This is a genomic window from Rhodanobacter sp. B2A1Ga4, from assembly GCF_018101315.1.
Taxonomy (GTDB): domain Bacteria; phylum Pseudomonadota; class Gammaproteobacteria; order Xanthomonadales; family Rhodanobacteraceae; genus Rhodanobacter; species Rhodanobacter thiooxydans_A.
Genome location: NZ_JADBJR010000006.1, coordinates 129,023 through 152,788, shown reverse-complemented (window position 1 = coordinate 152,788; position 23,766 = coordinate 129,023). Strand labels below are relative to the sequence as shown.

Here is a 23,766-nt window from a genome sequence, read left to right as displayed (position 1 = left end):
CATGAGCACACCCCATCTCGACGCCGCCCCGGACATGATCGCCGACACCGTGTTGCTGCCTGGCGATCCGCTGCGCGCGCGACACATGGCCCACGAATTTCTCGATGACGGGCGCGAAGTGAACACGCGCCGCAACATGCTCGGCTACACCGGCTTCTATCGCGGCATGCGCGTGTCGGTGATGGGCAGCGGCATGGGCATTCCCTCCTGCGCGATCTATGCGATCGAGCTGGCTCGCGTGTTCGGTGTGCGCCGGATCGTGCGGGTCGGTACCTGCGGCGGCGTGGGCGATATCGAACTGGGCGACTTGCTGCTGGCGCAGGTGGCGTCGACCGATTCGAACTTCAACCGCCTGCACTTCGGTGGCCATGACCTGGCTGCCTGCGCCGATTTCGACCTGATGCGCGCGGTGGTCGACACCGCTGCGGCACAGGCGATCGGCCTGCGCGTCGGCGGCGTGTTCAGCACCGACTGCTTCCATGGCGGCGACCCGGAGCTGGCCGCGCGGCTGCAGCAGCACCGCATCCACGGCATCGAGATGGAATCGGCCGGCCTCTACGGCGTGGCCATGCGCGAGGGCTTCCAGGCACTGTCGGTACTGACCGTCAGCGACCACGTGCAACGCGGCACACACATGCCGGCCATGCAGCGCGAGCAGGGCCTGTCGCGGATGACCGCGCTGGTACTCGACAGCCTGCTGCCGGCCCCGGCCGGGTGATCAGGGCAGGACGAACAGAACAGGTTGATCAGAACAGGTTGATCAAGGCTGGTTAGTCAGAGCGGGTCGATCAGGTCACGCCGACCGGAGCCGCACGCTCCGGCCGCATGCCCGGCCCGTCGTGCTGGTAGCTATTGCGTGCACCGACCACAGCCTGCAGCGGCGTCGGTACCTGCCGCTGGCCGGGTATGCCGCGGAGTGCTGACGCGATAAGATTTCGGTGGACGCGTGCTGCCGGGCGCCGACGTCGGCGGCATGGCACTGCGACAGCAGCGGAGGCGATCGTGAGCGACGAATACATGGAAGCGTGGTTCTCGCGCGTGGAGCCGGTGCTGGACGCTGCGCTGGAGCGGCGTGACATTCACACGTCGACCCATTGCGGGCGGGTCGGTTGGCTGGCCCTGGCGCTCGCGAGGGATATTGGCCTGGCCGACGAAGAACGGCTGATTCTGGATGTGGCGGCCCGGTTTCATGATGTGGGGAAGATCGGCGTCCCCGATGCGATCCTGCACAAGCGCGGGGCGCTGAACGACGCCGAGTGGGAAATCATGAAGGGCCATAGCCTTCACGGTGAGCACATCATACGGATGGATCCGGAGTTGCCCTTTGGCGACGAGATCGCGCTGGCTGTGCGCCACCATCACGAGCACTACGATGGCGTCGGCTATCCGGATGGCCTGCGCGGAGGGGCCATTCCGCTGCCGTCGCGGGTGCTGTCCGTGGTGGACAGCTACGATGCGATACGCAATCGTCGCGCCTACCATGCCGCCCAGTCGCACGAATCCACGGTAGCCATCCTGGCCAGCGAACGGGGCACCAAGCACGATCCGCAGATCCTCGATGCGTTCCTGGCACACGACAGGAACTGGTTCGATCCGCCGGGCGTGCACGACTAGCACAGGCGAATCACGCGATTTTCGGTACCTGCATGCCCGGCTCGCCGTGCCGGTATTGGTTACGTCCAGGGTGCGGGGTGAAGCAACGCGCGGACCAGGCCAGCAGCAACCGACCGAACATGATCGCCTCAAGCTCGGGCATCTCGTGCCGCTCGGCGTGCGTCGCCTCGCGCAGTTCGTCGTTGCTGGAGTTCAACCCGGGAAAGGTGTGGACGTCGGCCTGGTCGCGGAAGCCCGCGTGGACTGCATCGGCCCCCGTGGTTGTCAGCCGGTGCGGCGCGTGCGAGCGGACGCCGGCTGCGTGCGCCGGCGCTTGGCGCCGCGCAAGTCGGCGTCGACTGCGCAGTAGATCCCGTACAGCGTGGCGATGATGGCCTGCACCGGGCCCGGCGGCAGGGTGTACCACACCGTCTGCGCCTCGCGCCGGGTGCTGACCAGATGCTCGTCGCGCAGCCGGCCCAGGTGCTGGGACAGCGCCGACTGGCTGAGCTCGGGCAACTGCTCGTTGATCTGGCCCACCGACATCTCGCCGTCCAGCAGCAGGCACAGCACGCGCAGCCGTTGCGCGTTGCCCAGGGTCTTGAGCAGCTGCGACGCTTCTTCGGCGCGCGACTGCATGAGGTCGAGATCCGCATCGGCAAGGATGTTCAACTTCGGATGCTTCCGGGAGGGTGCGGCTGTCTGTTTCATGGGGTTGACTTTACCACAAAGATCTAATTAAGATAAATCTAATTTAGATTAGATGAATTCTCAGTCTACCGCCCGGTCCATGCCGGCCGGTTGCACACAAGGTTCCACTCACTTCAGGAGTTCGCCATGAACGTCGATCGCATGGTTCTGGGTTTTGCCGGCACGGTCGTGCTGGTCGGTATCGCGCTGGCGCATTTCGTGGCGCCCGGCTGGATCTGGCTGTCGGTGTTCGTAGGCGCCAACCTGCTGCAGTCCTCGTTCACCGGCTTCTGCCCGCTGGCGATGCTGCTGCGCAAGCTGGGGCTGAGGCCCGGTTGCGCATTTCCGTCCTGAACGCCGTCCCGTCCGATCGAGGTGAACCGTGTATTACATCGTTGAAACAGCGAAGACACCGGAACAGGCCGCGGCCGACCTGGCCGAGTCCGTCGTGCGCCATGGCTTCGGCGTGCTGCACGTGCACGACCTGGGCGCCACCCTGCGCAGCAAGGGCGTCGCCTTCGAGCGCGAGTGCAAGGTGTTCGAAGTGTGCAATCCGCGCCAGGCGGCCAGCGTACTGGCGACGGACATGCGGCTGAACATGGCGCTGCCGTGCCGCGTCTCGGTCTACACGGATGCCGGCAAGACCTGGATCGGCATGATCCGGCCGGTGCCGATGCTGGGGATGCTCTCGACCGACCCTGCCCTGGTGGCGACGGCCAACGAGGTGGAGCAGGTGGTCACGCGGATCATCGACGAGGCCAGGTAATCGATGTTGGCGCAGCTTACCGATGATGTCGGTGCGACCCTGGCTTGCCGGCAACCAGCCATTTACTGCTGACTTGATCGAACTCAAGTCCGTTTCGTTCCTGGCAGCGCACGCTGTCAGCAACCCTTGAGCAGGAGTCTGCCATGTGCGACGTCGTCATCATCGGTGCGGGTCTGGGTGGCATGAGCGCCGCCTACGAAATCAAGGCTGCGCTGGGCACCGCTCACCGGGTCACGGTGGTCGGCGAGGGGCGTCAGTTCTCGTTCACGCCATCCAACCCCTGGGTCGGCATCGGCTGGCGCGAGCCGGCCGACGTGCAGATCGACGCCGCGTCGGCGTTGGGCCGGCACGATATCGCGTTCGTCGATTCGCCGGCCAGCGCGGTCCATCCGGCGGAAAACCGCGTGCTGCTGCAGGATGGCCGCGAGCTGAAGTACGACTACCTGGTCATCGCCACCGGTCCCCGGCTGGCCTTCGACGAGATCCCCGGGCTGGGGCCGCTCGACGGCTACACGCAATCGGTCTGCACCACGCCGCATGCGACGACAGCCTGGCACGCGTACCAGGATTTCCTGAAAGCGCCCGGCCCGGTGGTGATTGGCGCCGCCCAGGGTGCGAGCTGTTTCGGCCCTGCCTATGAGTTCGCGATGATCCTGGACACCGACCTGCGCCGGCGCAAGCTGCGCGACCGCGTGCCGATGACCTTCGTGACGCCGGAGCCGTACATCGGCCACATGGGCCTGGGCGGCGTCGGCGATTCCAGGGGGCTGCTGGAGAAGGAACTGCGCCAGCGCCATATCAAGTGGGTCACCAACGCACGCATCGACCAGGTCGAGCCCGGCCTGATGCATGTCAGCGAGCATGACGCGCGCGGCCAGGTGCTGCAGACCCATGCGCTGCCATTTGTCTACTCGATGGTGATCCCCGCGTTCACCGGCGTGGCCGCGGTACGGAGCGTCGAGGGCCTGGTCAATCCGCGCGGGTTCGTGCTGATCGACAAGCACCAGCGCAATCCGGCATTTCCGAACATCTTTTCCGCCGGCGTGTGCGTGGCGATCCCGCCGGTGGAAGCGACAGCAGTGCCGACCGGGGCGCCGAAGACCGGCTTCATGATCGAGTCGATGGTCAGCGCGCTGACCGCCAACATCAAGGCCGCCATCGACGGCACCCCTGCCATCGCCGAGGCGACCTGGAACGCGGTGTGCCTGGCGGACATGGGCGACAGCGGCGCGGCGTTCGTGGCCATTCCGCAAATCCCGCCGCGCAACGTCACCTGGGCGAAGGAGGGCAAGTGGGTGCACCTGGCCAAGGTCGCGTTCGAGAAGTACTACATGCGCAAGATCCGCTCGGGCAACACCGAGCCGGTGTACGAGAAGTACGTGATGAAGGCCATCGGCATCGAGCGGCTCAAGCCCGGGACGCAGCCCGGCCGTCAATGATGCATGCCGCAGGGTCATTGCCCGGGCGGTTGCCCGGGCCTGCCGGGTCTGCCCGCCGGCAACCCGTTCGTGTCGTTTCCCGATCCACTGTCGAGAGTCCGTTGCCATGAAGTCTGTCCTGCGCCATGTCGCCATGTCGCTTGTTGTCGTTGCGCTGGCCGGTTGCGGCAACCGGAATCCGCCGGCCGCTACGAAGGTTGCGTCGCCGGCATTGGCTGGCCTGGTCGTGCACGCGCAGGCGGCGCGCGACGAACAGGTCTGGGATGGCGTGGTGGAGGCGGTGAACCAGGCCACCATCACCGCGCAGACCAATGCGCGGGTGATCGAGCTGCCGCATGACGTCAACGATGTCGTGGCCAGGGGCGACGTGCTGGTGCGCTTCACCGATGTCGAGCAGAAGTCGGCGCGCAGCGCGGCGCAGGCGCAGGTCGCCGCGGCCGAGGCGACCTACCGGGAAGCTGCCGCGACGTACGAGCGGATCAAGGCGGTCTACGCGAAGGGTTTCGTCTCCGCCACGCAGATGGATCAACAACGCGCCCAGCGCGACGCGGCGCAGGCGGCACTGGCGTCGGCCCGGGCCCAGTCCGAGCAGGTGGGCCAGGCGCTGGACTACACGGTGCTGCGCGCGCCCTATGCGGGCATCATCACCCGGCGCTACGTGCAGGTGGGCGAGGCGGTGCAGGCCGGTCCGCCGTCGCCGCAGCCGTTGATCGCGCTGCAGTCGCTGGACGAGCTGCGGGTCAGCGTGCAGGTGCCGCAGAGCGCGGTCGATGCCATCCGCCGTTTCCATGCGGCCGATGTGCTGCCCGGCGACGACGGTGCGCGCCGGGTGGCCGCCAGCAGCGTCAAGGTGTTTCCGTATGCCGATCCGGACACGCACACCTTCACCGTGCGGCTGCAGTTGCCCGCGGGCGATAGCGGCCTGTACCCGGGCATGACGGTGAAGGTCGCCTTCGCCACCGGCGAGGTGAAGCGCCTGCTGCTGCCGGCCAGTGCGCTGGTGCAACGTGGCGAGCTGGTCGGCGTGTACGTGCTGGACGAGCACGGCGTGGCCCTGCGCCAGCTGCGCATCGGCCATCGTATCGCGGACAAGGTCGAGGTACTGGCCGGGCTCGATGACGGCGAGCGGATCGCCACCGACCCGGCCGCCGCCGCGCGCTGGCTGACGGCCGATCACCGTGCAGGAGCGGCGCCATGAGCGAATCACGGCTGGGCTTCTCCGGCCGCATCGCGCACGCCTTCCAGACTTCGCCGCTGACCCCGATCCTGGCGATCGCGGCGCTGCTGCTGGGCCTGGTCGCGGTGATGATCACGCCGCGCGAGGAAGAGCCGCAGATCGACGTGACCATGGCCAACGTGATGGTGCCGTTCCCCGGCGCCGACGTGCGCGACGTGGAGAACCTGGTGGCGTTTCCGCTGGAGCAGAAGCTGGCCGAGCTGGAGGGCGTCAAGCACGTCTACTCGGTGAGCCGGCCCGGCATGGCGGTGATGACGGTGGAGTTCCAGGTCGGCGTGCCGCGGCAGGCCGCGATCGTGCGGCTGTACAACCAGGTGTTCCAGAACCAGGGCTTCGTGCCGCCCAACCTGGGCGTGGGCCAGCCACTGGTGCGGCCGATGGGCATCGACGACGTGCCGGTGATGGCGCTCACGCTGTGGAGCGATGACCCGGCGCAGGGGCCGGTGCAACTGGCCGAGGTGGCGCACACGCTGGAGACCGAATTGAAGCGCGTGCCCGGCACGCGCGACGTCTATACCATCGGCGCGCCCGAGCGTGCGGTGGTGGTGGACCTGGATGCGGCGAAACTGGCTGCCTATGGCATGGCGGTCGGCGACCTGGCGAATGCCTTGCGCGCGGCCAACGTGGTCACCCAGGCCGGCGACCGCGTGACGGACAACCGCGAGGTGCCGGTGACCGCCGGACGCTTCCTCGCCGACGCGGCGGACGTGGCGCAGCTGGTGATCGGCCTGAAGAACGGCCAGCCGGTATTCCTCTCCGACGTGGCCACGGTCCGTCAGGGTGCCGACCTGCCCAGCCGCTATGTCTGGTTCGGCGCGCCCGCCGGCAAGGCCGGTCCCGCCAGCGGCAACGCCCCGGCGGTGACCCTTGCCGTGGCGAAGAAGCCTGGCACCAACGCGGCCGACATCACCGATGCGATCGCCACGCGCCTGCACGCGCTCGAAGGCGTGGCGATCCCTGCCGGGATGCACGTCGCGGTGACCCGCGACTATGGCCGGACCGCCACCGACAAGGCGGACAAGCTGATCCACAAGCTGATCTTCGCCACCTTCTCAGTGGTGCTGCTGGTGTTGCTGACGATGGGCTGGCGCGAGGCGATCGTGGTCGGCAGCGCGGTGATCATCACCCTGGCGCTGACCCTGTTCGCCTCGTGGGCGATGGGCTTCACCATCAACCGCGTCTCGCTGTTCGCGCTGATCTTCTCGATCGGCATCCTGGTCGACGACGCGATCGTGGTGGTGGAAAACATCCACCGGCACATGGCCGGATCGGAGACGGCTCGGGGCGGACGCTCGCTGCGCGAGGCGATTCCCGCGGCGGTCAGCGAGGTCGGCGGGCCGACCATCCTGGCTACCTTCACGGTGATCGCCGCGCTGCTGCCGATGGCGTTCGTGTCCGGCCTGATGGGGCCGTACATGCGGCCGATCCCGATCAACGCCTCGGCCGGCATGCTGCTGTCGCTGGCGGTCGCGCTGGTGGTGACGCCGTGGCTGGCGCTGAAACTGCTTGGCCGCCACCGGCACGCCGATACCGCGCCGGCGGACCGCGGTACCGCAGAAGGCGACGCCGCGAACGGCAGCCGCCTGCACCGCGTCTTTCGTCGCCTGATGCTGCCGTTCCTCGACGGCGACCGCGCGCCGCGCCGGCGCCACCTGCTGTTTGCCGCGATGGGCGTGCTGGTGCTGGCCGCGGTGGGGCTGGTGGTGGTCAAGGCGGTGGTGCTGAAGATGCTGCCGTTCGACAACAAGTCCGAGTTCCAGATCGTGGTGGACATGCCCGAGGGCAGCACGCTGGAGCGCACCAACCGCCTGCTCGGCGAGCTGGCGCAGGCGGTAGCGAAGGTGCCCGAGGTGATGAACTGGCAGGGCTACGCCGGCACCGCCGCGCCGATCACCTTCAACGGCCTGGTGCGCCAGTATTACCTGCGCAGTGGCCCGATCGTGGGCGACCTGCAGGTGAACCTGGTCGACAAGCACGAGCGTTCGCGCCAGAGCCATGCCATTGCGCTGGCCGTGCGGCCGGCGCTGGCGAAGATCGGTGCGCGCTACGGCGCGTCGGTGAAAGTGGTTGAGGTGCCGCCCGGGCCGCCGGTGCTGGCGCCGATCGTGGCCGAGGTCTACGGTCCCGACTACGCCGGCGTGCGCCGCATGGCGCTGGAACTGGCACGGAAATTCAGGGCCAACCCTGACATCGTGGATGTCGACACCAGCGTGGAGGCGGACGCGCCACGCGAGGTGCTGGTGGTCGATCGCGCACGCGCCGCGCGGCTGGGGCTGGACCAGGCGGCCATCGCGCAGGTATTGCGCACGGCACTGTCCGGCGACGACGCCACCTACCTGATGGACGGCCACGCGAAATACGCGGTGCCGATCCGCCTGCGCCTGAATGCCGGCGACCAGGCAGCGATGGGGCAACTGCTGGCGCTGCGCGTGCGTGCACGCAGCGGTGTGCTGGTGCCGCTGTCCGAGGTGGTCGGCGTGCAGCCGGCAGATCGTGACAAGGCGATTTACCACAAGGATCTGCTGCCCTATGCCACGGTCACCGGCGACGATGCCGGCGCCACCGACAGCCCGCTGTACGGCATGTTCTCGCTGGTCGGCGAACTCGGCCACGAACGGCTGGACGGCCAGCTGCTGCAGCAGCATTTCACCGCGCAGCCCACCGACACCACCCGCGCCGCGGTGAAGTGGGACGGTGAGTGGCAGATCACCTTCGAGACGTTCCGCGACATGGGGCTGGCCTATTCGGTCGGCCTGCTGCTGATCTACCTGCTGGTGGTCGGCCAGTTCAGGAGCTACGTGGTGCCGCTAATCATCATGGCGCCGATTCCGCTGACCGTGATCGGCGTGATGCCAGGGCACGCCCTGCTCGGCGTGCAGTACACCGCCACCTCGATGATCGGCATGATCGCGCTGGCCGGCATCATCGTGCGCAACTCGATCCTGCTGATCGACTTCATCAACCACGCGCTGGCCGCCGGGCGGCCGCTGCGCGAGGCGGTGATCGACGCGGCGGCGGTGCGCGCCAAACCGATCGTGCTGACCGGGCTGGCGGCGATGATCGGCGGCTTCTTCATCATCGACGACCCGATCTTCCAGGGCCTGGCGGTGTCGTTGATCTTCGGCATCCTGGTCTCGACCGCGCTGACCCTGCTGGTGATCCCGCTGCTGTACTACGTGTGGCTGCAACGCCATCCGGCCGCTGGAACACCCGCCATCGAAGGAGCTTGAACATGAGCGACACCCAGGAATTCACGCTGACCCTGACCCAGGAGTCGGATTACGTCTTCCGCATCGAATTCGACGACACGGCGATACCAGCGCTGCACACCGACGAGTCGGCGCCGCTGGGTGGCGACACCGGCCCCAACCCGTCGCGCATGCTGGTCGCGGCGGTGGCCAACTGCCTCAGCGCCAGCCTGCTGTTCTCACTGCGCAAGTACAAGAACACACCGGGCCGCATCGTCAGCCGGGCGAAGGCGACACTGGAGCGCAACGAACAGAAGCGGCTTCGTGTCGCGCACATCGCGGTGGCGATCGAGCTGCCGGAGGTTGCCGCCGACTATGCGCAGATCGAGCGCCTGCTGCAGCAGTTCGAGAACTTCTGCGTGGTGACCGAAAGCGTGCGGCAAGGTGTCGCGGTGGACGTCAGCGTCCGTGACGCAACGGGTGCCGTGCTGCATGTGTCCGGGCCTGGCTGAATGCCGCTCGGGACGTCTGCCGCGATGTTGACGTGGGTCAGTCGCGTCCACGCGCCTGCGCGCTAACCTCCTTCCATCCGCGGCACCCGTGCCGCCTGCTGGAGTATCCCGCATGAAATCCGTGAATACCGTTCTTGCGCTGGCATGTGGCCTTGGCCTGGCGGTGGCGGCGCAGGCATCGCCGCAGCACTCGCACGAAAGCCATGCTGCACCCGCCGCCACATCCGCCGCAGTGGCACCGGCACAGCGTTGGACACCCGACGCACCGTTGAGCGATGGCATGCGCCGCGCGCATGCCGCGGTGGACGCGTTGCGTCACTACGAGATGGGCCACATGAGCGCGCCGATGGCGGTCGATCGCGCCACCGAGGTGGAAGACGCCGTGACCTACATGTTCGCCAACTGCAAGCTGTCGGCCGAGCCCGATGCTGCCCTGCACGGCATCCTGGTACCGCTGATGAGCGCGGCGCAGACGCTGAAGGCCGACCCGAAGAAGGTTTCGGTGGTGGCCGACATGCGCGCGGCGATCGCGCACTATCCGCAGTACTTCAACGACCCCGGCTGGGACCAGCCGGCCCCGGCCACGCACGAGATGCACGACGAACCCTGAACGGGCTCCGGTACGTGACTGACTGGATCCAGGCCTGGCAATGCATCGGCTGCGGCAAGATCGAGGCGCCGCAGCCGTGCATCGGCGTGTGCCGCGACCGCAGGATCCTGATGGTCGGCAAGGAGGTGCACGAACGCGCACTGGCGGAAATCGCCGCGCTGCACGCACAGCTTGCGCAGGCCCGCGCGATGCTGCAGCGCTTTGCCCTGGCCACGCCGCATGAAGGTCAATGGGAGCGCTCGTGGCTGGCCTTGCAGGCCGAGCTGCGCGACGCGCTGGCGGTGCTGGCGAGCGTGCCGGAATCATCCCTGCACGAGTGAGGCGGCGCCCGGAAACCGCGCAGCTCGCGGAAGCTCATGCGGGTGGAGCGGGGATCGCCAGGCTGTCGCCATCCGCGTCGGCCAGCAGCTGCCGGTGCACTCGCTCAAGTTCGGCCAGCAGCTGTGCGCGCGCCTCGGCGGCGAACGGGTTCTCGCGCTGAATCGCGGCGAACAGGTGGCCGGCGTCGCCGCGTACCGCCGCCAGCATGTGCTGCATGCCCTGGAACGAGGGCGGCGCCAGCGCCAGGCCGTCGTCCACGCCGATGTCGAGCAATCCCTTGGCGACGAAGAACGCCAGCGCATGGGTCATCGCCATGGCGCGGTCGTGGGCCTCCGGATCCTGCTCGATGACTTCGCAGTCGAGTGCGCGGAACAGCGCGCCGACGTGCGCGGCGGCCTGCGGGTGACCCGCGGCGGGGCAGATCACCACGCGCCGCGGGCGTTCGCCGCGGGCCAGGCTGAGTGGGCCGAATAGCGGATGCGTGCCGACGTGCGGGATGGCCGCGCCAAGCAGTTCGTCCATCGTCGCGCAGGGATGCATCTTGACGCTGCCCACGTCGATCACGGTCTGCCCGGCGTGCAGCAGCGGGCGCAGTGCGAGCAGGGCCGCGCGCATGTGCGGCACCGGCATCGCCAACACGATCCACGCTGCGCCGTCGACCGCGGCCGGCATCGACGCGGCGGCCAGCGCAGCGGGGACATCCGCGTGCGGATCCCACACGCGCACGGGATGGCCTGCCTGCACCAGCAAGTCGGCGAAGGCCTGGCCGAAGCGGCCGTAGCCGAGCACGGCGAACGTCGTGGCGGGTGGCGCGGGTTCGCGTGGCTTGGCGGCATTCATGCCGTGAGCGGTGAGCGGCCGCTGGCCAGGCTGGTGCGCAGCGCGGCCGTCCACGGCGCGAGGTCGATGTCGTGGGCGGCCAGCCAGTCGGGATCGAACAGCGTCTGCGCGTAGCGTTCGCCGCGATCGCACAGCAGGCTGACGATGCTGCCGCGCTCGCCGCGGGCGCGCATCGAGGCAGCCAGTTGCAGGCAGGCGACCAGGTTGGTGCCGGACGAGCCGCCGTAGCGATGGCCGATGAGTTCCTCCAGCAGCCAGGCGGCGGCGATCGAGGCGGCGTCGGGTACCTCGATCACCCGGTCGACCACGTCGAAGATGAAGCCCGGTTCGACCCGCGGCCGGCCGATGCCTTCGATCAGGGTGGGCTGGCTGGCGACCGCCTGCGTGTCGCGGCTGCGCCAGCCGTGCACGAAGCCGCTGCCGCTCGGCTCGGCCACGCACAGTTGCGTGTGCAGCCGGCGATAGCGCAGGTAGCGGCCGATGGTGGCCGAGGTGCCGCCGGTGCCGGCGCCGCAGACGATCCAGGCCGGTTCGGGCTCGGCTTCCAGTGCGAGCTGGCCGATGATCGACTCGGCGATGTTGTTGTTGCCGCGCCAGTCGGTGGCGCGCTCGGCCAGGCCGAACTGGTCGAGGTGGCAGGCACCCCGGGCGGCGTGTTCGGCGGCACGCGCGTGCACCTGCGCGGGATCGTCGACCAGGTCGCACTCACCGCCCAGCGCCTGCACGTCGCGGATCTTGCCCGGCGCAGTGCAGGCCGGCATCACCGCGATGAACGGCAGGCCGAGCAGGCGCGCGAACCACGCCTCGGAGATCGCCGTGCTGCCGGAGGAAGCGTCCACCACGGTCTGCCCGCCGCGCAGCCGGCCGTTGCACAGCGCGTACAGGAACAGCGAACGGGCCAGGCGATGCTCCAGGCTGCCGCTGGGATGCGCGGCTTCGTCCTTGAAGTAGAAGTCGATGCCGTGGAAGCCGGGGAAGTTCAGCTTGAGCAGGTGGGTGTCGGCCGAACGCGCCGCTTCCTGCGCCAGCTTCGCCAGCGCGGTGTGCACCCAGCGGCGATCGCTTTCGCGTTGCGGGTTGGCCAGTCGCAGGACGCTGTCCATCGGAGGCTCCGTGATCATGGGTGGGAATCGGCGGCGGCGTGCAGGGCGCGCACGCGCCGGCCGAGGAAGTCGAAGTAGCGGTCGATGTAGCTGATGCCGTTCTCGTGGTCGATCAGGTAGGGGTTCATCAGCGTGTGGCGCAGGATCAGCAGGCGGTCGTCGCCGGCGTCGAGGCTGGCCGGGTCCAGGCCCAGCGCGCCGAAGATGCGTGCGGTCTGCGCCGGGCCCAGCATCTCCGGGCGCAGGCTGGTCACCGAGCCGAAGAACTCCTTCAGCTGCAGCGGATGCTGCGGATCGCAGCGCAGTTCGTCGTGCAGCGCGCGCACGAACGCGTTCGCCGTCGCCACCGAGGCGTTGCCGTGCGGGTTGAGCGCGAGGCAGACCAGGTTGCTGTCCGGCGCGAACGGCACCAGTGCGTGGACGCAGCCGGCCAGTTCCAGCGCGAAACGCTGCGCGCGCGCGTGGAAGATCTCGGTCGCGCGCACGGTGGCGCGCGGCAGCCGGCCAAAGTGGGCGTGGTCCAGCGGCAGCACCTTGTGGGTGACGTAGACCGCCGCTGCCGCGGCCCCGGACTTGGAGCCTTCCGGAATGAACTGGCCCAGACTGCGGTAGCGCGCCAGATAATCCTTCGGCGTGCCGCCATGGAAGACATAGTCGGCACGTTCGGCCAGCAAGGCCATCGCGCGATGGTCACGGCAGATGAAGGCGCCGCTGCCGTAGGGCAGGTAACCAAGCTTGTGCGGGTCGACGGTGACCGAGTCGGTCGCGCCCACTGCGGCGAACGCGGCATGCACGGCTGGCGTGGGGAATTGCACGTAGTCGCCGGCGACCTCGTTGCGCGGGCGCAGCGAGCCATCCTCGTTGCGGAACAGGGTGGCCAGATAGCCGCCCCAGGCGGCGTCGACGTGTACCGCGAAATCCAGTCCGCGCCCGCGCGACGCCTCGCGGGCGGCGAGCACCTGATCGATCGGGTCGATGGTGCCGTACTCGGTGCCGCCGAGTACGGCCACGCACATCAGCACTGGCTGGTGCTCGCGTGCGCAGCGTTCCAGCGTGATGCACAAGGCGGCGGGGTCCAGCCGCATGCCTTCGGTAGGCAACAGCTCCAGCTGGTCGCGGCCTAGGCCGAGCAGCTTCACACCCTTGCTCCACGAGTAGTGCGCCGTGATTGGTGCCAGCACCAGGGGCACCTTCAGGCTCGGGTGCGCAGCGAAGAAGCCGGCCAGGCCGCGCTGTTCGACGCGCTCGCGTTCGACGCGCTGCAGCCAGCGCGAACGCTCGGCCGGCGTCTGCGCCGCCAGCCAGGACTGCCACGCCGTCAGCAGGGCGATGCCGTCAGCCTGGGTCAGGTTGAATGCGCTCCAGTCGTCCGCCGGCAGGGCCAGTTCCGGCACCTGCGCCGCACGCAGCGCGACCGGGAACGCCTTCAGCGCCAGGGCCAGGCGCAGCGCCTGGTAGTTGGCCAGGGTGCCGCCGGAGGTGAGGTGGCCGAACGCGCAGGCGTCCTGCGCCGGGTCGTGCGGATAGCCGAGCATGCGCGCCAGCTGCAGGCCGGCCTGCACTTCCATGTCGACCGTGACCGGTGCGGCATCCTCGCTGACGTTGTTGGGGTTGTACGGCAGCGTGAGCATCTGCGCGGCCAGTCCCGGCAGCAGCAGGTCCGAGGCCATGTGGCCGATGTAGCGCGGGCTGTGGAACGGCACCGACTTCTTCAGTGCGGCGGAGAGCTGGTGCAGCTCGCGGCGCATGCGCGATTCGAAGGCGAGGTAGTCCGGATGATACGCGGCGGCGGTGGCGATCGCCGGTGGGTCCTCCGGGTGGAAGTTGCGCCGCCAGTACACGTGGTCGCGCAGGAACTCGACCATCATCTTTTCCAGCAGCGTGTCGTTCTCGCCGTAGGGGCCAAGGAAGCAGGCGTCCAGCGTGTGGTCGCGTGGCTCGCCGTTGTCGAAGGGTTGTGCGGCGCTCATGCCAGCCACCCGTGCAGCCAGCCCAGTGGGTGATGCATGCGCGCCACTCCAAGCATGTAGAGATAGGTGACCAGCGCCGCGATGAAAAAGCCGGTTCGCGCACGCGGCGTGCGAGCCCGTTTCAGCGCCAGCGTGGCAAGCACCACGTAGAGCACCAGCAGCACCAGCTTGATGGTGAGCCAGCCGTTGGCGAACAGCGCGCCGGGCAGGATGCTCAGCAGCATCAGCGCGGCAGTGAGCAGGGTGGTGTCGATCGCGTAGCTGAGCCAGCGCACCGGCATCCACTGCGCGGCTCCGGCATGGCCGGCCTGCACCAGCAGGCCGCGCAGTGCGAACAGCGAACCGCTGGCCAGCACGCAGGCGATGTGTACCCACTTGATTTGGGGATAGAACTCGAACACCGGATTTCCGTAACGTTTCCGCGATGCTGCAAGCATCAGGGCGCGCCTTGCGGCGCGCCCTGACGTGGGTCATGTCAGCGGTTTGTCATGCGCCCTCGGTTTGCCCCTGCGGCAGCGGCAGGCTGGCCGTACGGCGTTTCGGCGCCAGCCACAGGGCCGCGACGAACACGGAGATCAGCAGCGCGCCGATGGCGAACAGGGTGTCGCCCGGAACGCGCATCCACACCAGCATGTGGATCAGCGGGCGGTCCATGAACTCGGCCGAACGGGCGAACCAGTAACCGTGGTCGAGTACCGCCTTCAGCTGCAGGATGCCCAGCGGCAGAAGGGTCAGCGCGGCCATCAGCGACAAGCCGATGTTGAGCAGCCAGAACGAGCTCTTCAGCCAGCCTTCGCGCCACTCGGCGTCCGGCCTGATGCCGCGCAGGCAGAACAGCATCAGGCCCAGACCGAGCATGCCGTACACGCCGAACAGCGCGGTGTGGCCGTGCGTGGCGGTGAGGTTCAGGCCCTGCATGTAGTACAGCGCGATCGGCGTGTTGACGAGGAAGCCGAGCAGGCCCGCGCCGACCAGGTTCCAGAAGCTCACCGCCACGAAGAACATGATCGGCCAGCGGTAACGCACCATCCACGGTGCCTCGTGCTGCTTCTTCCAGGTGTCGTAGGCCTCCAGGCCGATCAAGGCCAGCGGTACCACTTCCAGTGCCGAGAAGCTGGCGCCGAGGGCGATCACCGCCGTGGTGGTGCCGCTGAAGTACAGGTGGTGCAGGGTGCCCAGCACGCCGCCGGCCATGAACACGATGGTGGCGAACAGCACGTTGGTGGTGGCCGTGGTCACCCGCAGCAGACCCAGGCGCACGAACAGGTAGCTGATCACCGCGGTGGCGAACACTTCGAAGAAGCCTTCCACCCACAGGTGCACCACCCACCAGCGCCAGTACTCGACCATCGCGATGTGGGTGTGTTCGCCCCACATCAGGCCGGCGCCGTAGAGCAGGCCGATCGCCACGGTGGACAGGAACAGCAGGCCCACGATCGAGGCGCCTTCCTTGTTGCGGTCCATCGCCGGCCACAGCGCGCGGCCGACCAGGAACAGCCACAGCATCAGGCCGATGAACAGGAAGATCTGCCAGAAGCGGCCGAGGTCGGTGTATTCCCAACCCTGGTGGCCGAACCAGAAGTTGTACTTCAGGCCCATCTTGTCCATCACCGCGAACCACTGGCCGGCGAAGGAGCCGACCACGATCACCAGCAGGCAGACCCACAGGAAGTTCACCCCGAGCCGCTGGAATTTCGGTTCATGGCCGGAGATCAGCGGTGCGATGTACAGGCCGGTGGCCAGCCATGCGGTGGCGATCCACAGCACCGCCAGTTCGGTATGCCAGGTGCGGGTGAGGCTGTATGGCAGGTAGTTGGCCAGTGCGAAACCGTAGGCCTGCTGGCCTTCCACCTGGTAGTGCGCGGTGGTGGCGCCCAGCAGGATCTGCGCCAGGAACAGCCCCAGCACGGTCCAGAAATACTTGCCGGTGGCCTTCATCGACGGCGTGGCCTTGAACTCGGTCAGCGGATCGCGCGCCGGAACGACCGGCAGCGGTTCGTGACTGACCTGGCGGGCGTGATGCCAGCCGAGCAGGCCGATGCCGAAGATCATGAACAGGATGCTGAAGACCGACCACAGGAAGCTGGTCGAGGTCGGCGTGTTGCCGGCCAGCGGTTCGTATGGCCAGTTCTGCGTGTAGCTCATCGCCTCGTTCGGGCGCTGCGTGGCGGCGGCCCAGCTGGTCCACCAGAAGAAGGCGGTGACCTCGCGCCGATGTTCCATCTCGGCCACGGTGTTCTCGCGCATGGCATAGCCTTCGCGCAGCTTGTGCGTGGCCGGGTCGTTGCCGAACAGGCTCATGTAATGCGCCGCGACGGCTTCCATCGCGTGCGCGCGCAGCGCCGAGACGGTGATGGTGTTGCTGGCCGCGTCCCAGGTGTTGGTACGCAGTTCTTCCTGCACGCGTGCCTTCAGCGGTGCCTGCTGCTGCGCCGTCAGCGAGTCGTAGGGACCCAGGCCGGCGTCGCGGGAAAGCAGCTCAAGCATCGCCATGCTTTCGCGGTGCAGCCAGTCGGCGCTCCAATCCGGCGCCAGTAGCGCGCCGTGGCCCCAGATGGAGCCCAGTTGCTGGCCGCCGATGCTCTGCCACACCTGGCGGCCTTCTTCCATGTCGGCCTTGGTGTACAGCGTCTGGCCGTCTGCGGTGACGACGGCGGTGGGCAGCGGCGGTGCCTGCTGGTGGACCTCCTTGCCGACCCACAGCAGGACGGCGAAGGACGCGACGAGCAACGCCGCCAGTCCGAGCCAGAGTTTTCGGGTGGTACTCATCAGTGCTTCTCCCTAAAAAGTGCGCGCATGCTCGGCGAGGCAGGGCGTGGCGATCTTGATGCAGGTCAAACGGTCACCACCTCGCGTCGCGCAAATTGTCGCGGCCGCCGCCGGATGCGCATGGTCGCCATGGCATGATCGGCATGGCGCGTTGCGCATGAGGGGAGTGCGGGCAGGCATGAACGATCGACCCGGACCGGAAGGGGTGCGATTTCCGTTGCTGCTGCTGGCGGTGTTCCTGGTCGCCGCAATGGCTCCCGGCATCGCGCCGCACTAGCGCCAGGGCTGGCTGATGGAGAACGTGCTGGTGCTGCTGGCGTGGCCCGATCCCGCCGCCGGCATGGCGCCCCAGCAGTGGAATCCGTCAGACGCTGACAGTGCGGGCGTACGGGTCTAGTGCTGCATCAGCACCGGCACGGTGGCTTCTTCCAGCACGTGCCGGGTGGCGCCGCCGAACACGCGTTCGCGCATGCGCGAACGGCCATAGGCACCCATCACCAGCAGGTCCGCGTCGATGCTTTCGACTTCCTTCAGCAGGATTTCGCCGGCCATCGCGGAGGAGGAGCGGATGTAGCTGGGCCTGGCCGTGATGCCATGGCGCAGCAGGTAGACGAACGGGTCGAAACGCGGACGTTGTTCGTCACCGTCGCGCACATCGCCATCGACCAGGGTGACCTGCTGGGCGACCTTGAGGAATGGCAGGGCTGAATGGATCGCGCGGATCGCCTCGAGGCTGCCATTGCAGCCGATCACGATGCGTTCGAAGCGGATTTCCCGGTTCCAGCGCGGAGGCAGGATCAGGCAGGGCAGGCGGCAGGACAGGATCGCCTCGCCGAGGATGTCGAGCAGGCCGGATGCCTGCACCATGTCGCGCTCGATCACCGCCAGGTCGTGCCGCGCGCCGAGCCAGCGCAAGCTATGGGCGATGCCGGTCCGGGCGACGATCCAGTCGGCGTTGCGTACGCCGGACTGGCGCGCGAGGGACTCGAAGGCAGCGTGATTGTCGGCGAATCCGCTTTGTGGTTCGAGCAGCAGGCCGAGCACGGTGGGCTCGGCCCCGGCTTCGGTGTCGATGAGCTTCCGCAACGCGGGGTCGATGTAGCAGCCGGTCAGGTTGCTGCCCCAGCGCGAGGCGATGGCGACGCCGGCGATGACAGCGGGGCTCCATGGGTCGGTCGAGGTTGCCAGCGCGAGGATGTCGCCCGGGCGCGTCACGCGCGGTGTCTGTTCGGTGCTGGTCATGGCGGGGTTGCCGATTCGGTGGCGATCAAAGATCGAGTGCATGGATGACCTGGGTGGCGTCATCCGGGTCGAGCCGGCGGCGGAAGCCCAGGTAGCCGGCCAGTTCGCGCATCGGCTCGTTTTCGGCGGCGTCGATCGAGAACATCGTGCGGAATCCGTTCTTGCGTGCGATGTCGATCAGGCGCCTCATCAGCAGCACGGCAAGGCCGCGATGGCGCCAGTCGTCGGCCACCGTCACCGCGCATTCGCATTGCTTTTCGTCGCCGCTCGCGCTGTAGCGGCTGACCCCGACTTCGCGCAATTCGCCGTTGTCGTGGGCGAGCGCCACGAAAGCCATCCGGTCCTGGTAGTCGACGTTCATCAGCTGGTCGAGCAGGGCCGGGCTTGCTTCCTTCAGGTTGCCCAGGAAGCGGAAGCGGCAGGCCTGCTCCGACATCCGGTTGATGAAGTCCGTTTCGCGCTGGCGATCCTCCGGGCGCAGCGGGCGGATCAGCACCGGGCTGCCGTCATTCAGGGTCTCGATCCAGTGTGTGCCCTCGATGGCGCCGAACGGCGTGACGGGGGTGGTGACGGGGGTGTGGTGGACATTGGACATGAGCTGTTCCCGCGGCGGGTGAATCGTGATCGATTCCCACGCCGGGACGGGTGACCATCGCGGCATGGCTCCTTGCAGGATCAAGTTTTACGCCGGCTGGCCGTGGCTCGAATTGACCCTGGTCAATCCGGGATGAACGCGGCGGCGGGTTCAGCCGGCGTCGCGCTGCTTCGACGACGCCGTGGCATTGCTGCGGCAGAGTTCGGCGAGCAGGTCGGGGCGACGGATGTGCACGGATTTGCGGTTGACCTCGAGCACGCCCATTTCCTCCAGGCGCGAGAACAGCCGGCTGACCGTTTCGACCACCAGGCCGAGGTAGTTGGCGATGTCGTAGCGCGACATCGACAGGGTGAGGGCGGTGCCATCGCGCTGCAGGCGCTGGTAGCGGTCGGCCAGGCCCTTCAGGAAGATCGCCAGCTGCTCCTGCGCCTGTTGCTTGCCCATCATCACCAGGTGGCGATGTTCCTCGATCACTTCGCGGCTGATCACCCGCATCAGTTGCCGGTGCAGCGCGGGTACCTCGCTGGTGACCTGTTGCAACCGGTCATAGGGCAGCTCGCAGATGCTGCTGCGTTCCAGTGCCTCGGCCTGGCTGACGTGCCGGTTCGAAGCCAGCGCGTCGAAACCGATGATTTCGCCGGGCAGGTGGAAGCCGAGGATCTGCACGTCGCCGGTATCGTCCAGCACGAAGGTCTTCAGCGAACCGGAACGCACCACGTAGAGCGCATCGAACGGATCGCCATCGCGGTACAGCACGCCGCCGCGGTCCAGCGTACGCTTGTCGCGGACCGCCGTGTCCAGCTGCTCCAGGTCGTTGTTGCCGATGCCGGCGGGCAGGCACAATTCGCTCAGGGCGCAGGTTGAGCAGCTGCGTCGCAGCAGGTTCAGGTCAAGCACGGTGGCTGCGGGGGCCATCGACGTCCTCACAGGGCTTGAAACGGGCTTTCGCGGGCCCCTTAGGCAGCCGGGGCAGATGGCCGCACCTTAGCATGGCAAGGCGTCAATTCTGTGCGTATTTGACCGTGGTCAAGTGGCGCATGGGCCTTTCGCCGCAGGCTGTCGGCACGGCCGGGTCCACGTGCGGTGGCGGTTGGACCGGGGCCGTCCCACATTCCACTTGCAGAGATCGCCATGAACTGGAAAAACACCAAGGACCGTTACAGCTCGCTGTCGATCGGCATGCACTGGCTGATGCTGCTGTTGCTGGTCGCCGTCTATGCCTGCATCGAATTGCGCGGCTTCTACCCGCGTGGCAGCGATCTGCGCGAGGGCCTGAAGACCTGGCACTTCATGCTTGGCCTGGGCGTGTTCGCACTGGTCTTCGTGCGGCTGGCGATCCGCTTCGCAGCGGGGGCGACGCCACCGATCCGGCCGGCGCCGCCGGTGTGGCAGGAGCGCCTGGCCGCGCTGATGCACCTGGCGCTGTACGCCTTCCTGATCGTGATGCCGCTGCTCGGCTGGCTGGTGCTCAGCGCCAAGGGCAAGCCGGTGCCGTTCTTCGGCCTGTCATTGCCGGCGCTGATGGGGGCAGACAAGGCGCTCGCCGACTCGCTGGAAGAGATCCACGAGACCATCGGCACGATCGGCTACTACCTGGTCGGCCTGCACGCGGCGGCTGCGCTGGTGCACCACTACGTGAACCGGGACAACACCTTGCTGCGCATGTTGCCGCGGCGTGGTGGGCGCATGTCGTGACACCGTTCGTCGATGCCGCTGGCGCCAGCGGCCGCTGCAGGAGCGGCGACAGACGGCGGACGCATTAGCCCATGCAAAAGGCCGCCGGGTTTCCCCGGCGGCCTTTTCTTGTCACTTCACCACCCCGTGCTCAGGCCTGCGCGGGCAGCACCCGCAGCAGTGACGGCATGCTCGCCGCGTTCGTGCGAGCTTCCATCGAAGCCAGGAAGCGCCACACAAACAGCAGGGTCACCAGCATCAACCCCGGGTAGCCAATGCCCGCCAGCAGATAGGGCAGGGTCGGGTCGCCAGCCACGCGCACGCGCGGCAGGTTGAAGCTGAGCAGGCCGAGCGTGATGATCGTGCCGAACACCCACATCATCAACAACCAGATGCCGGCTTCGAAGCCGCTCAGCGGGCGACTCCAGCGGGTGACCGGGTGGACGTCCGCCGAACCGCCGTGCACATCCGTGCCTGCCGGAACGCTGATGCGACGCCCCAGCGTGAACAGGTCGTAGGCCACCACCACCGCACCCACCGCGAAGACGACGCCGAACAGCGGCAGCAGCAGTTTGAACACGCCCATGGAGCGGGCGACGTCACCGCCGAACCAGTCCAGGCCGAGGATGCGGTAGACGTAGATCTGCACGGTGCCGCCCAGGTTGAAGGCGAATGCCATGCCGAGCATGCCCACCAGCACCAGCCAGAAGCCGAGCTTGCCCAGGCGCTGGTCGTAATTGGTCACCTTGCGCATGATCGGCACCGCGAAGTAGGCGGCGGCGATACCCAGCATGCCGAAGGTGCCGAACAGGGCCAGATGCCCATGCCCCGGGGTGACCCAGGTGCCGTGCGACCACACGTTGGTCAGCGCGAAGGTCATGCTGAAACCCAGGATGCCCGCACCGATCTGCTCCAGCACCACCGAGCCGAGGATGAAGTAGAACGCGGGCGCGTTCTCCAGCGGGCGCTTGTTGGTGTGTGCGTCGAGGTAGATGTGCCAGAAGCAGAACACCAGCGGCAGCGGCTCCAGCGCGCTGAACACCGAACCCCAGAACTGCCAGAACGCCGGCGTGCCGATCCAGAAATAGTGGTGCGCGTTGCCGATCAGCCCGGACAGCCATACCAGTGCCACGCCCCAGAACACGGCGAAGCCCACCGATTTGACGTCGACCTTGAACATCAGCACCAGCAGGAAGCCGACCAGGGTGATGTGGATCACCTCCCACACGCCCTCGACCCAGTAGTGCACCACGAACCAGCGGAAATATTCCTGCAGGTCCAGCCGTGCCACGTAGAACAGGCCGAACACCCACACCGCCATCAGTGCGCTGACGCCGAGGCCCAGGCCCCAGTGGATCTCGTTCCACTGGCGTACCGGCGGGAAGGTGCGCAGCACCACGAAGGCGAGGATCGCGAAGCCGACCAGCACCAGCACGCCGGCGATGCGCCCGGCCTCCAGGTATTCCAGCCCCTGCTGCAGCCACGGCTGCCCTTCCCACCAGCCGGCGATGCCGACCTGGGCCAGGCGCAGGGTGAAGAAGTTCCACACCGCGATCACGATCAACGCGTAGAACAGCAGCTTGATCAGCCATGGCGCGACCATGTCGCGTTTGGACAGGATCGGGCCGACGAACAGGATCGCGCCGATGAAGCCGCACAGGATCCACAGGATGCCGAGGTTGAGGTGTTCGGCGCGGGCAACATTGAAGTTCATCACGCCGGCAAGCACGGTCGGGTCAACCTGCTGGGTGGCCAGCAGCAGGCCGTAACCGACCTGGATCACGAACAGCACCAGCATCAGCATGAAGAAGCGCAGGCTCAACCTTTGGGTCTGGTATTCGATCTGCATCACTGCTTCTCCAAGGTGTGGAGGTAGGCCACGATGGCGTTGACTTCATCGTCCTTCAGCAAGGTCCCGTAGGCGGGCATCACGCCCGTCGGATAACCCGCCACGATCTTTGCGTTGGGCTGACGGATCGATTCCTGCAGATAGGCGTCATCGGCGGTGACCGTGCTGCCGTCAGCCAGGGCGACCTTCGCGTTGTACAGGCCTCCCCAGCCCGGGCCGACCAGGCGTTTGTCGTCGGTCGCATGGCATGCCAGGCAGCCGTTGTCCTTCACCAGCTGCGCGCCGTGCGCGGCGGGATCGAGTGCGGCGCTGGCCGGGCCCGGCGCTGCGGACGGCGCCGGTGCCGGCGCTGCCGCCACGGTGCCATGTGCAAGCTGCAGGCGATGATCGAGTCCTTCCACCTCGACCTTCGGTGGCCAGCCCTCGGTGTTCATCGCCGAGGTGTACTTGAGGTAGGCGATCAGCTGGCCGATTTCGTCCCTGGTCAGCGGCAGGTTCGGCATCATCGTGGTGCCGCCGCCGCGACGTTCGATGCGCTCGGCGGCGCCCGGAAACTTCTTCAGGTAGGCATCGATCGAATCGCTGCCGGCATCGGCCTGCTGGTTCGGATCGAGCAGCTGCGCGCGCACCGCCGCGTTGGTCGGCCAGCCGCCCGCGGAAGGCAGGAACGCCGCCAGCCACGCAGGTCCGGCGCGCCTGTACTCCTTGGTCAGATCCGGGCCCAGATAGGCGCCATTGCCGACCATGGTGTGGCAGCCCATGCAGTTGTAGGCCTGGAAGACCCGCTTGCCGTCGGTGGCCTTGTACGGTCCGAAGGACACCGTGTCGGGGGTGACCTGGCCGCGTGACTTCAGGAAGGAGAATATCGACAGTGCGATGAAGATCAGCGCGAGGATGCCCAGGACCACGAAGGCCCCGCGACGCCGCGGTGTTTCGCAACTGCTGCCGCCGACTCCACAGCTCATGAGAGTTTCGCCTTGTCCGTGGTGGTTGCGGCCTGCTCTTGCGTGTCGTGCAGGAACAGGATGCGCAGGCTGCCGATGAATACGTAGAACACGTACACCGCCAGGACGAAACCGATTACGAAGTAGGCCCACCACGCGAGGTGTGATTCGGGCCAATACTCGTAGTTGCGCCAGAATGGCCAGGACAACAGGACGGCTGCCACACAGGCCAGCACCGAAAGCGTCAGATCAGTGATCCGCTGCGTCATGCGATTGCTCCCCAAGATTGGTTCGAGCGCGACCCGAAAACGTCGATGACCACTGGATCCCTCCCCGAGGGATCCGCGTACCGGGCGGGCAGAATATAGAAGCGGGGGGAGCCACCGCGTTTGATCCACGTCAAGCGGGGGCGTCTTTCCCGGGC

General features: G+C 67.5%; 24 protein-coding genes. 11 read left to right on the top strand and 13 right to left on the bottom strand.

Features of this window, described 5'->3' with window-relative positions; all coding sequences use genetic code 11:
* Position 1: 1 nt before the first annotated feature.
* Positions 2-718 (top strand): purine-nucleoside phosphorylase, encoded by a 717-nt coding sequence (deoD, locus tag IMW82_RS16530; RefSeq protein WP_211005369.1) that lies wholly within the window; start codon positions 2-4, stop codon positions 716-718.
* A 284-nt stretch (positions 719-1,002) separates the two neighbouring features.
* Positions 1,003-1,614 carry an HD domain-containing phosphohydrolase gene (locus IMW82_RS16525; RefSeq protein ID WP_211005368.1) on the top strand — a complete coding sequence of 204 codons (612 nt, stop codon included), beginning with the start codon at positions 1,003-1,005 and terminating at the stop codon, positions 1,612-1,614.
* A gap of 10 nt (positions 1,615-1,624) precedes the next feature.
* Here the strand turns inward: IMW82_RS16525 and IMW82_RS16520 are convergent, their stop codons facing one another.
* Positions 1,625-1,810: a hypothetical protein gene (locus IMW82_RS16520; protein ID WP_211005367.1), complete on the bottom strand. Its 186-nt coding sequence runs from the start codon at positions 1,808-1,810 to the stop codon at positions 1,625-1,627.
* 68 nt (positions 1,811-1,878) lie between these two features.
* On the bottom strand, positions 1,879-2,232 hold the full coding sequence (locus tag IMW82_RS16515) for a metalloregulator ArsR/SmtB family transcription factor (RefSeq protein ID WP_211005388.1): 354 nt from the start codon (positions 2,230-2,232) through the stop codon (positions 1,879-1,881).
* Positions 2,233-2,430: 198 nt separating this feature from the next.
* Between IMW82_RS16515 and IMW82_RS16510 the strand changes: the two genes are divergently transcribed.
* From IMW82_RS16510 to IMW82_RS16475, 8 genes are all read left to right on the top strand, one after another.
* Positions 2,431-2,637 (top strand): DUF2892 domain-containing protein, encoded by a 207-nt coding sequence (locus tag IMW82_RS16510; protein ID WP_211005366.1) that lies wholly within the window; start codon positions 2,431-2,433, stop codon positions 2,635-2,637.
* A gap of 28 nt (positions 2,638-2,665) precedes the next feature.
* Positions 2,666-3,049, top strand: coding sequence for a DUF302 domain-containing protein (locus IMW82_RS16505; protein WP_211005365.1), 384 nt, complete (start codon positions 2,666-2,668; stop codon positions 3,047-3,049).
* Positions 3,050-3,192: 143 nt separating this feature from the next.
* Positions 3,193-4,488 (top strand): FAD/NAD(P)-binding oxidoreductase, encoded by a 1,296-nt coding sequence (locus IMW82_RS16500; RefSeq protein WP_211005364.1) that lies wholly within the window; start codon positions 3,193-3,195, stop codon positions 4,486-4,488.
* 106 nt (positions 4,489-4,594) lie between these two features.
* On the top strand, positions 4,595-5,686 hold the full coding sequence (locus IMW82_RS16495; protein WP_211005363.1) for an efflux RND transporter periplasmic adaptor subunit: 1,092 nt from the start codon (positions 4,595-4,597) through the stop codon (positions 5,684-5,686).
* Positions 5,683-8,955: an efflux RND transporter permease subunit gene (locus IMW82_RS16490; RefSeq protein ID WP_211005362.1), complete on the top strand. Its 3,273-nt coding sequence runs from the start codon at positions 5,683-5,685 to the stop codon at positions 8,953-8,955. The genes IMW82_RS16495 and IMW82_RS16490 overlap by 4 nt, the downstream gene beginning before the upstream one ends.
* A 2-nt stretch (positions 8,956-8,957) precedes the next feature.
* Positions 8,958-9,425 carry an OsmC family protein gene (locus IMW82_RS16485; RefSeq protein ID WP_211005361.1) on the top strand — a complete coding sequence of 156 codons (468 nt, stop codon included), beginning with the start codon at positions 8,958-8,960 and terminating at the stop codon, positions 9,423-9,425.
* Between the two features lie 112 nt (positions 9,426-9,537).
* Positions 9,538-10,035, top strand: a complete 498-nt coding sequence (locus IMW82_RS16480; RefSeq protein WP_211005360.1) for a DnrO protein — start codon at positions 9,538-9,540, stop codon at positions 10,033-10,035.
* Between the two features lie 14 nt (positions 10,036-10,049).
* The gene (locus tag IMW82_RS16475; RefSeq protein WP_211005359.1) at positions 10,050-10,355 is read left to right on the top strand and encodes a hypothetical protein; all 306 of its coding nucleotides are present in this window, start codon (positions 10,050-10,052) and stop codon (positions 10,353-10,355) included.
* A gap of 34 nt (positions 10,356-10,389) precedes the next feature.
* Here the strand turns inward: IMW82_RS16475 and IMW82_RS16470 are convergent, their stop codons facing one another.
* The 8 genes from IMW82_RS16470 to IMW82_RS16430 all read right to left on the bottom strand — a co-directional run bounded on the left by IMW82_RS16470 (position 10,390) and on the right by IMW82_RS16430 (position 19,790).
* Positions 10,390-11,196 carry a prephenate dehydrogenase/arogenate dehydrogenase family protein gene (locus IMW82_RS16470; protein WP_211005358.1) on the bottom strand — a complete coding sequence of 269 codons (807 nt, stop codon included), beginning with the start codon at positions 11,194-11,196 and terminating at the stop codon, positions 10,390-10,392.
* On the bottom strand, positions 11,193-12,299 hold the full coding sequence (locus IMW82_RS16465) for a PLP-dependent cysteine synthase family protein (protein ID WP_211005357.1): 1,107 nt from the start codon (positions 12,297-12,299) through the stop codon (positions 11,193-11,195). The genes IMW82_RS16470 and IMW82_RS16465 overlap by 4 nt, the downstream gene beginning before the upstream one ends.
* 14 nt (positions 12,300-12,313) lie before the next feature.
* Positions 12,314-14,269 (bottom strand): pyridoxal-dependent decarboxylase, encoded by a 1,956-nt coding sequence (locus tag IMW82_RS16460; protein ID WP_211005356.1) that lies wholly within the window; start codon positions 14,267-14,269, stop codon positions 12,314-12,316.
* Positions 14,266-14,670, bottom strand: a complete 405-nt coding sequence (locus IMW82_RS16455) for a SirB2 family protein (RefSeq protein WP_211005355.1) — start codon at positions 14,668-14,670, stop codon at positions 14,266-14,268. Before IMW82_RS16455 ends, IMW82_RS16460 begins: the two co-directional genes overlap by 4 nt.
* 85 nt (positions 14,671-14,755) lie before the next feature.
* Positions 14,756-17,038 carry a nitric-oxide reductase large subunit gene (locus IMW82_RS16450; RefSeq protein WP_211005354.1) on the bottom strand — a complete coding sequence of 761 codons (2,283 nt, stop codon included), beginning with the start codon at positions 17,036-17,038 and terminating at the stop codon, positions 14,756-14,758.
* Positions 17,039-17,431: 393 nt separating this feature from the next.
* Positions 17,432-18,280, bottom strand: a complete 849-nt coding sequence (locus IMW82_RS16440; protein ID WP_211005353.1) for a universal stress protein — start codon at positions 18,278-18,280, stop codon at positions 17,432-17,434.
* A gap of 25 nt (positions 18,281-18,305) precedes the next feature.
* The gene (locus IMW82_RS16435; protein ID WP_211005352.1) at positions 18,306-18,875 is read right to left on the bottom strand and encodes a GNAT family N-acetyltransferase; all 570 of its coding nucleotides are present in this window, start codon (positions 18,873-18,875) and stop codon (positions 18,306-18,308) included.
* 150 nt (positions 18,876-19,025) lie between these two features.
* Positions 19,026-19,790 carry a cyclic nucleotide-binding domain-containing protein gene (locus tag IMW82_RS16430; RefSeq protein ID WP_108471048.1) on the bottom strand — a complete coding sequence of 255 codons (765 nt, stop codon included), beginning with the start codon at positions 19,788-19,790 and terminating at the stop codon, positions 19,026-19,028.
* 216 nt (positions 19,791-20,006) lie between these two features.
* On the opposite strand from IMW82_RS16430, the gene IMW82_RS16425 reads away from it, so the two are divergent.
* Positions 20,007-20,570 (top strand): cytochrome b, encoded by a 564-nt coding sequence (locus IMW82_RS16425; protein WP_211005351.1) that lies wholly within the window; start codon positions 20,007-20,009, stop codon positions 20,568-20,570.
* 130 nt (positions 20,571-20,700) lie between these two features.
* Here IMW82_RS16425 and IMW82_RS16420 read toward each other — a convergent pair whose 3' ends face one another.
* Genes IMW82_RS16420 through IMW82_RS16410 form a run of 3 tightly spaced genes read right to left on the bottom strand, consistent with a single transcriptional unit; the run spans position 20,701 to position 23,611 of the window.
* Positions 20,701-22,398 carry a cbb3-type cytochrome c oxidase subunit I gene (locus IMW82_RS16420; protein ID WP_211005350.1) on the bottom strand — a complete coding sequence of 566 codons (1,698 nt, stop codon included), beginning with the start codon at positions 22,396-22,398 and terminating at the stop codon, positions 20,701-20,703.
* Entirely contained in the window at positions 22,398-23,363 is a 966-nt protein-coding gene (locus tag IMW82_RS16415; RefSeq protein ID WP_211005349.1) for a c-type cytochrome, read from the bottom strand. The genes IMW82_RS16420 and IMW82_RS16415 overlap by 1 nt, the downstream gene beginning before the upstream one ends.
* Positions 23,360-23,611 carry a hypothetical protein gene (locus IMW82_RS16410; RefSeq protein WP_211005348.1) on the bottom strand — a complete coding sequence of 84 codons (252 nt, stop codon included), beginning with the start codon at positions 23,609-23,611 and terminating at the stop codon, positions 23,360-23,362. Before IMW82_RS16410 ends, IMW82_RS16415 begins: the two co-directional genes overlap by 4 nt.
* Between the last annotated feature and the right edge of the window lie 155 nt (positions 23,612-23,766).

Bases quoted from the DNA above. Each gene is read 5' to 3' on its own strand.
- IMW82_RS16440 (WP_211005353.1), bottom strand. From the start codon at position 18,280: ATGACCAGCACCGAACAGACACCGCGCGTGACGCGCCCGGGCGACATC.
- IMW82_RS16430 (WP_108471048.1), bottom strand. From the start codon at position 19,790: ATGGCCCCCGCAGCCACCGTGCTTGACCTGAACCTGCTGCGACGCAGC.
- IMW82_RS16420 (WP_211005350.1), bottom strand. From the start codon at position 22,398: ATGCAGATCGAATACCAGACCCAAAGGTTGAGCCTGCGCTTCTTCATG.
- IMW82_RS16510 (WP_211005366.1), top strand. From the start codon at position 2,431: ATGAACGTCGATCGCATGGTTCTGGGTTTTGCCGGCACGGTCGTGCTG.
- IMW82_RS16485 (WP_211005361.1), top strand. From the start codon at position 8,958: ATGAGCGACACCCAGGAATTCACGCTGACCCTGACCCAGGAGTCGGAT.
- IMW82_RS16415 (WP_211005349.1), bottom strand. From the start codon at position 23,363: ATGAGCTGTGGAGTCGGCGGCAGCAGTTGCGAAACACCGCGGCGTCGC.
- IMW82_RS16465 (WP_211005357.1), bottom strand. From the start codon at position 12,299: ATGGACAGCGTCCTGCGACTGGCCAACCCGCAACGCGAAAGCGATCGC.
- IMW82_RS16515 (WP_211005388.1), bottom strand. From the start codon at position 2,232: ATGCAGTCGCGCGCCGAAGAAGCGTCGCAGCTGCTCAAGACCCTGGGC.
- IMW82_RS16495 (WP_211005363.1), top strand. From the start codon at position 4,595: ATGAAGTCTGTCCTGCGCCATGTCGCCATGTCGCTTGTTGTCGTTGCG.
- IMW82_RS16460 (WP_211005356.1), bottom strand. From the start codon at position 14,269: ATGAGCGCCGCACAACCCTTCGACAACGGCGAGCCACGCGACCACACG.
- IMW82_RS16480 (WP_211005360.1), top strand. From the start codon at position 9,538: ATGAAATCCGTGAATACCGTTCTTGCGCTGGCATGTGGCCTTGGCCTG.
- IMW82_RS16435 (WP_211005352.1), bottom strand. From the start codon at position 18,875: ATGTCCAATGTCCACCACACCCCCGTCACCACCCCCGTCACGCCGTTC.
- IMW82_RS16490 (WP_211005362.1), top strand. From the start codon at position 5,683: ATGAGCGAATCACGGCTGGGCTTCTCCGGCCGCATCGCGCACGCCTTC.
- IMW82_RS16450 (WP_211005354.1), bottom strand. From the start codon at position 17,038: ATGAGTACCACCCGAAAACTCTGGCTCGGACTGGCGGCGTTGCTCGTC.
- IMW82_RS16500 (WP_211005364.1), top strand. From the start codon at position 3,193: ATGTGCGACGTCGTCATCATCGGTGCGGGTCTGGGTGGCATGAGCGCC.
- deoD (WP_211005369.1), top strand. From the start codon at position 2: ATGAGCACACCCCATCTCGACGCCGCCCCGGACATGATCGCCGACACC.
- IMW82_RS16410 (WP_211005348.1), bottom strand. From the start codon at position 23,611: ATGACGCAGCGGATCACTGATCTGACGCTTTCGGTGCTGGCCTGTGTG.
- IMW82_RS16425 (WP_211005351.1), top strand. From the start codon at position 20,007: ATGAACTGGAAAAACACCAAGGACCGTTACAGCTCGCTGTCGATCGGC.
- IMW82_RS16470 (WP_211005358.1), bottom strand. From the start codon at position 11,196: ATGAATGCCGCCAAGCCACGCGAACCCGCGCCACCCGCCACGACGTTC.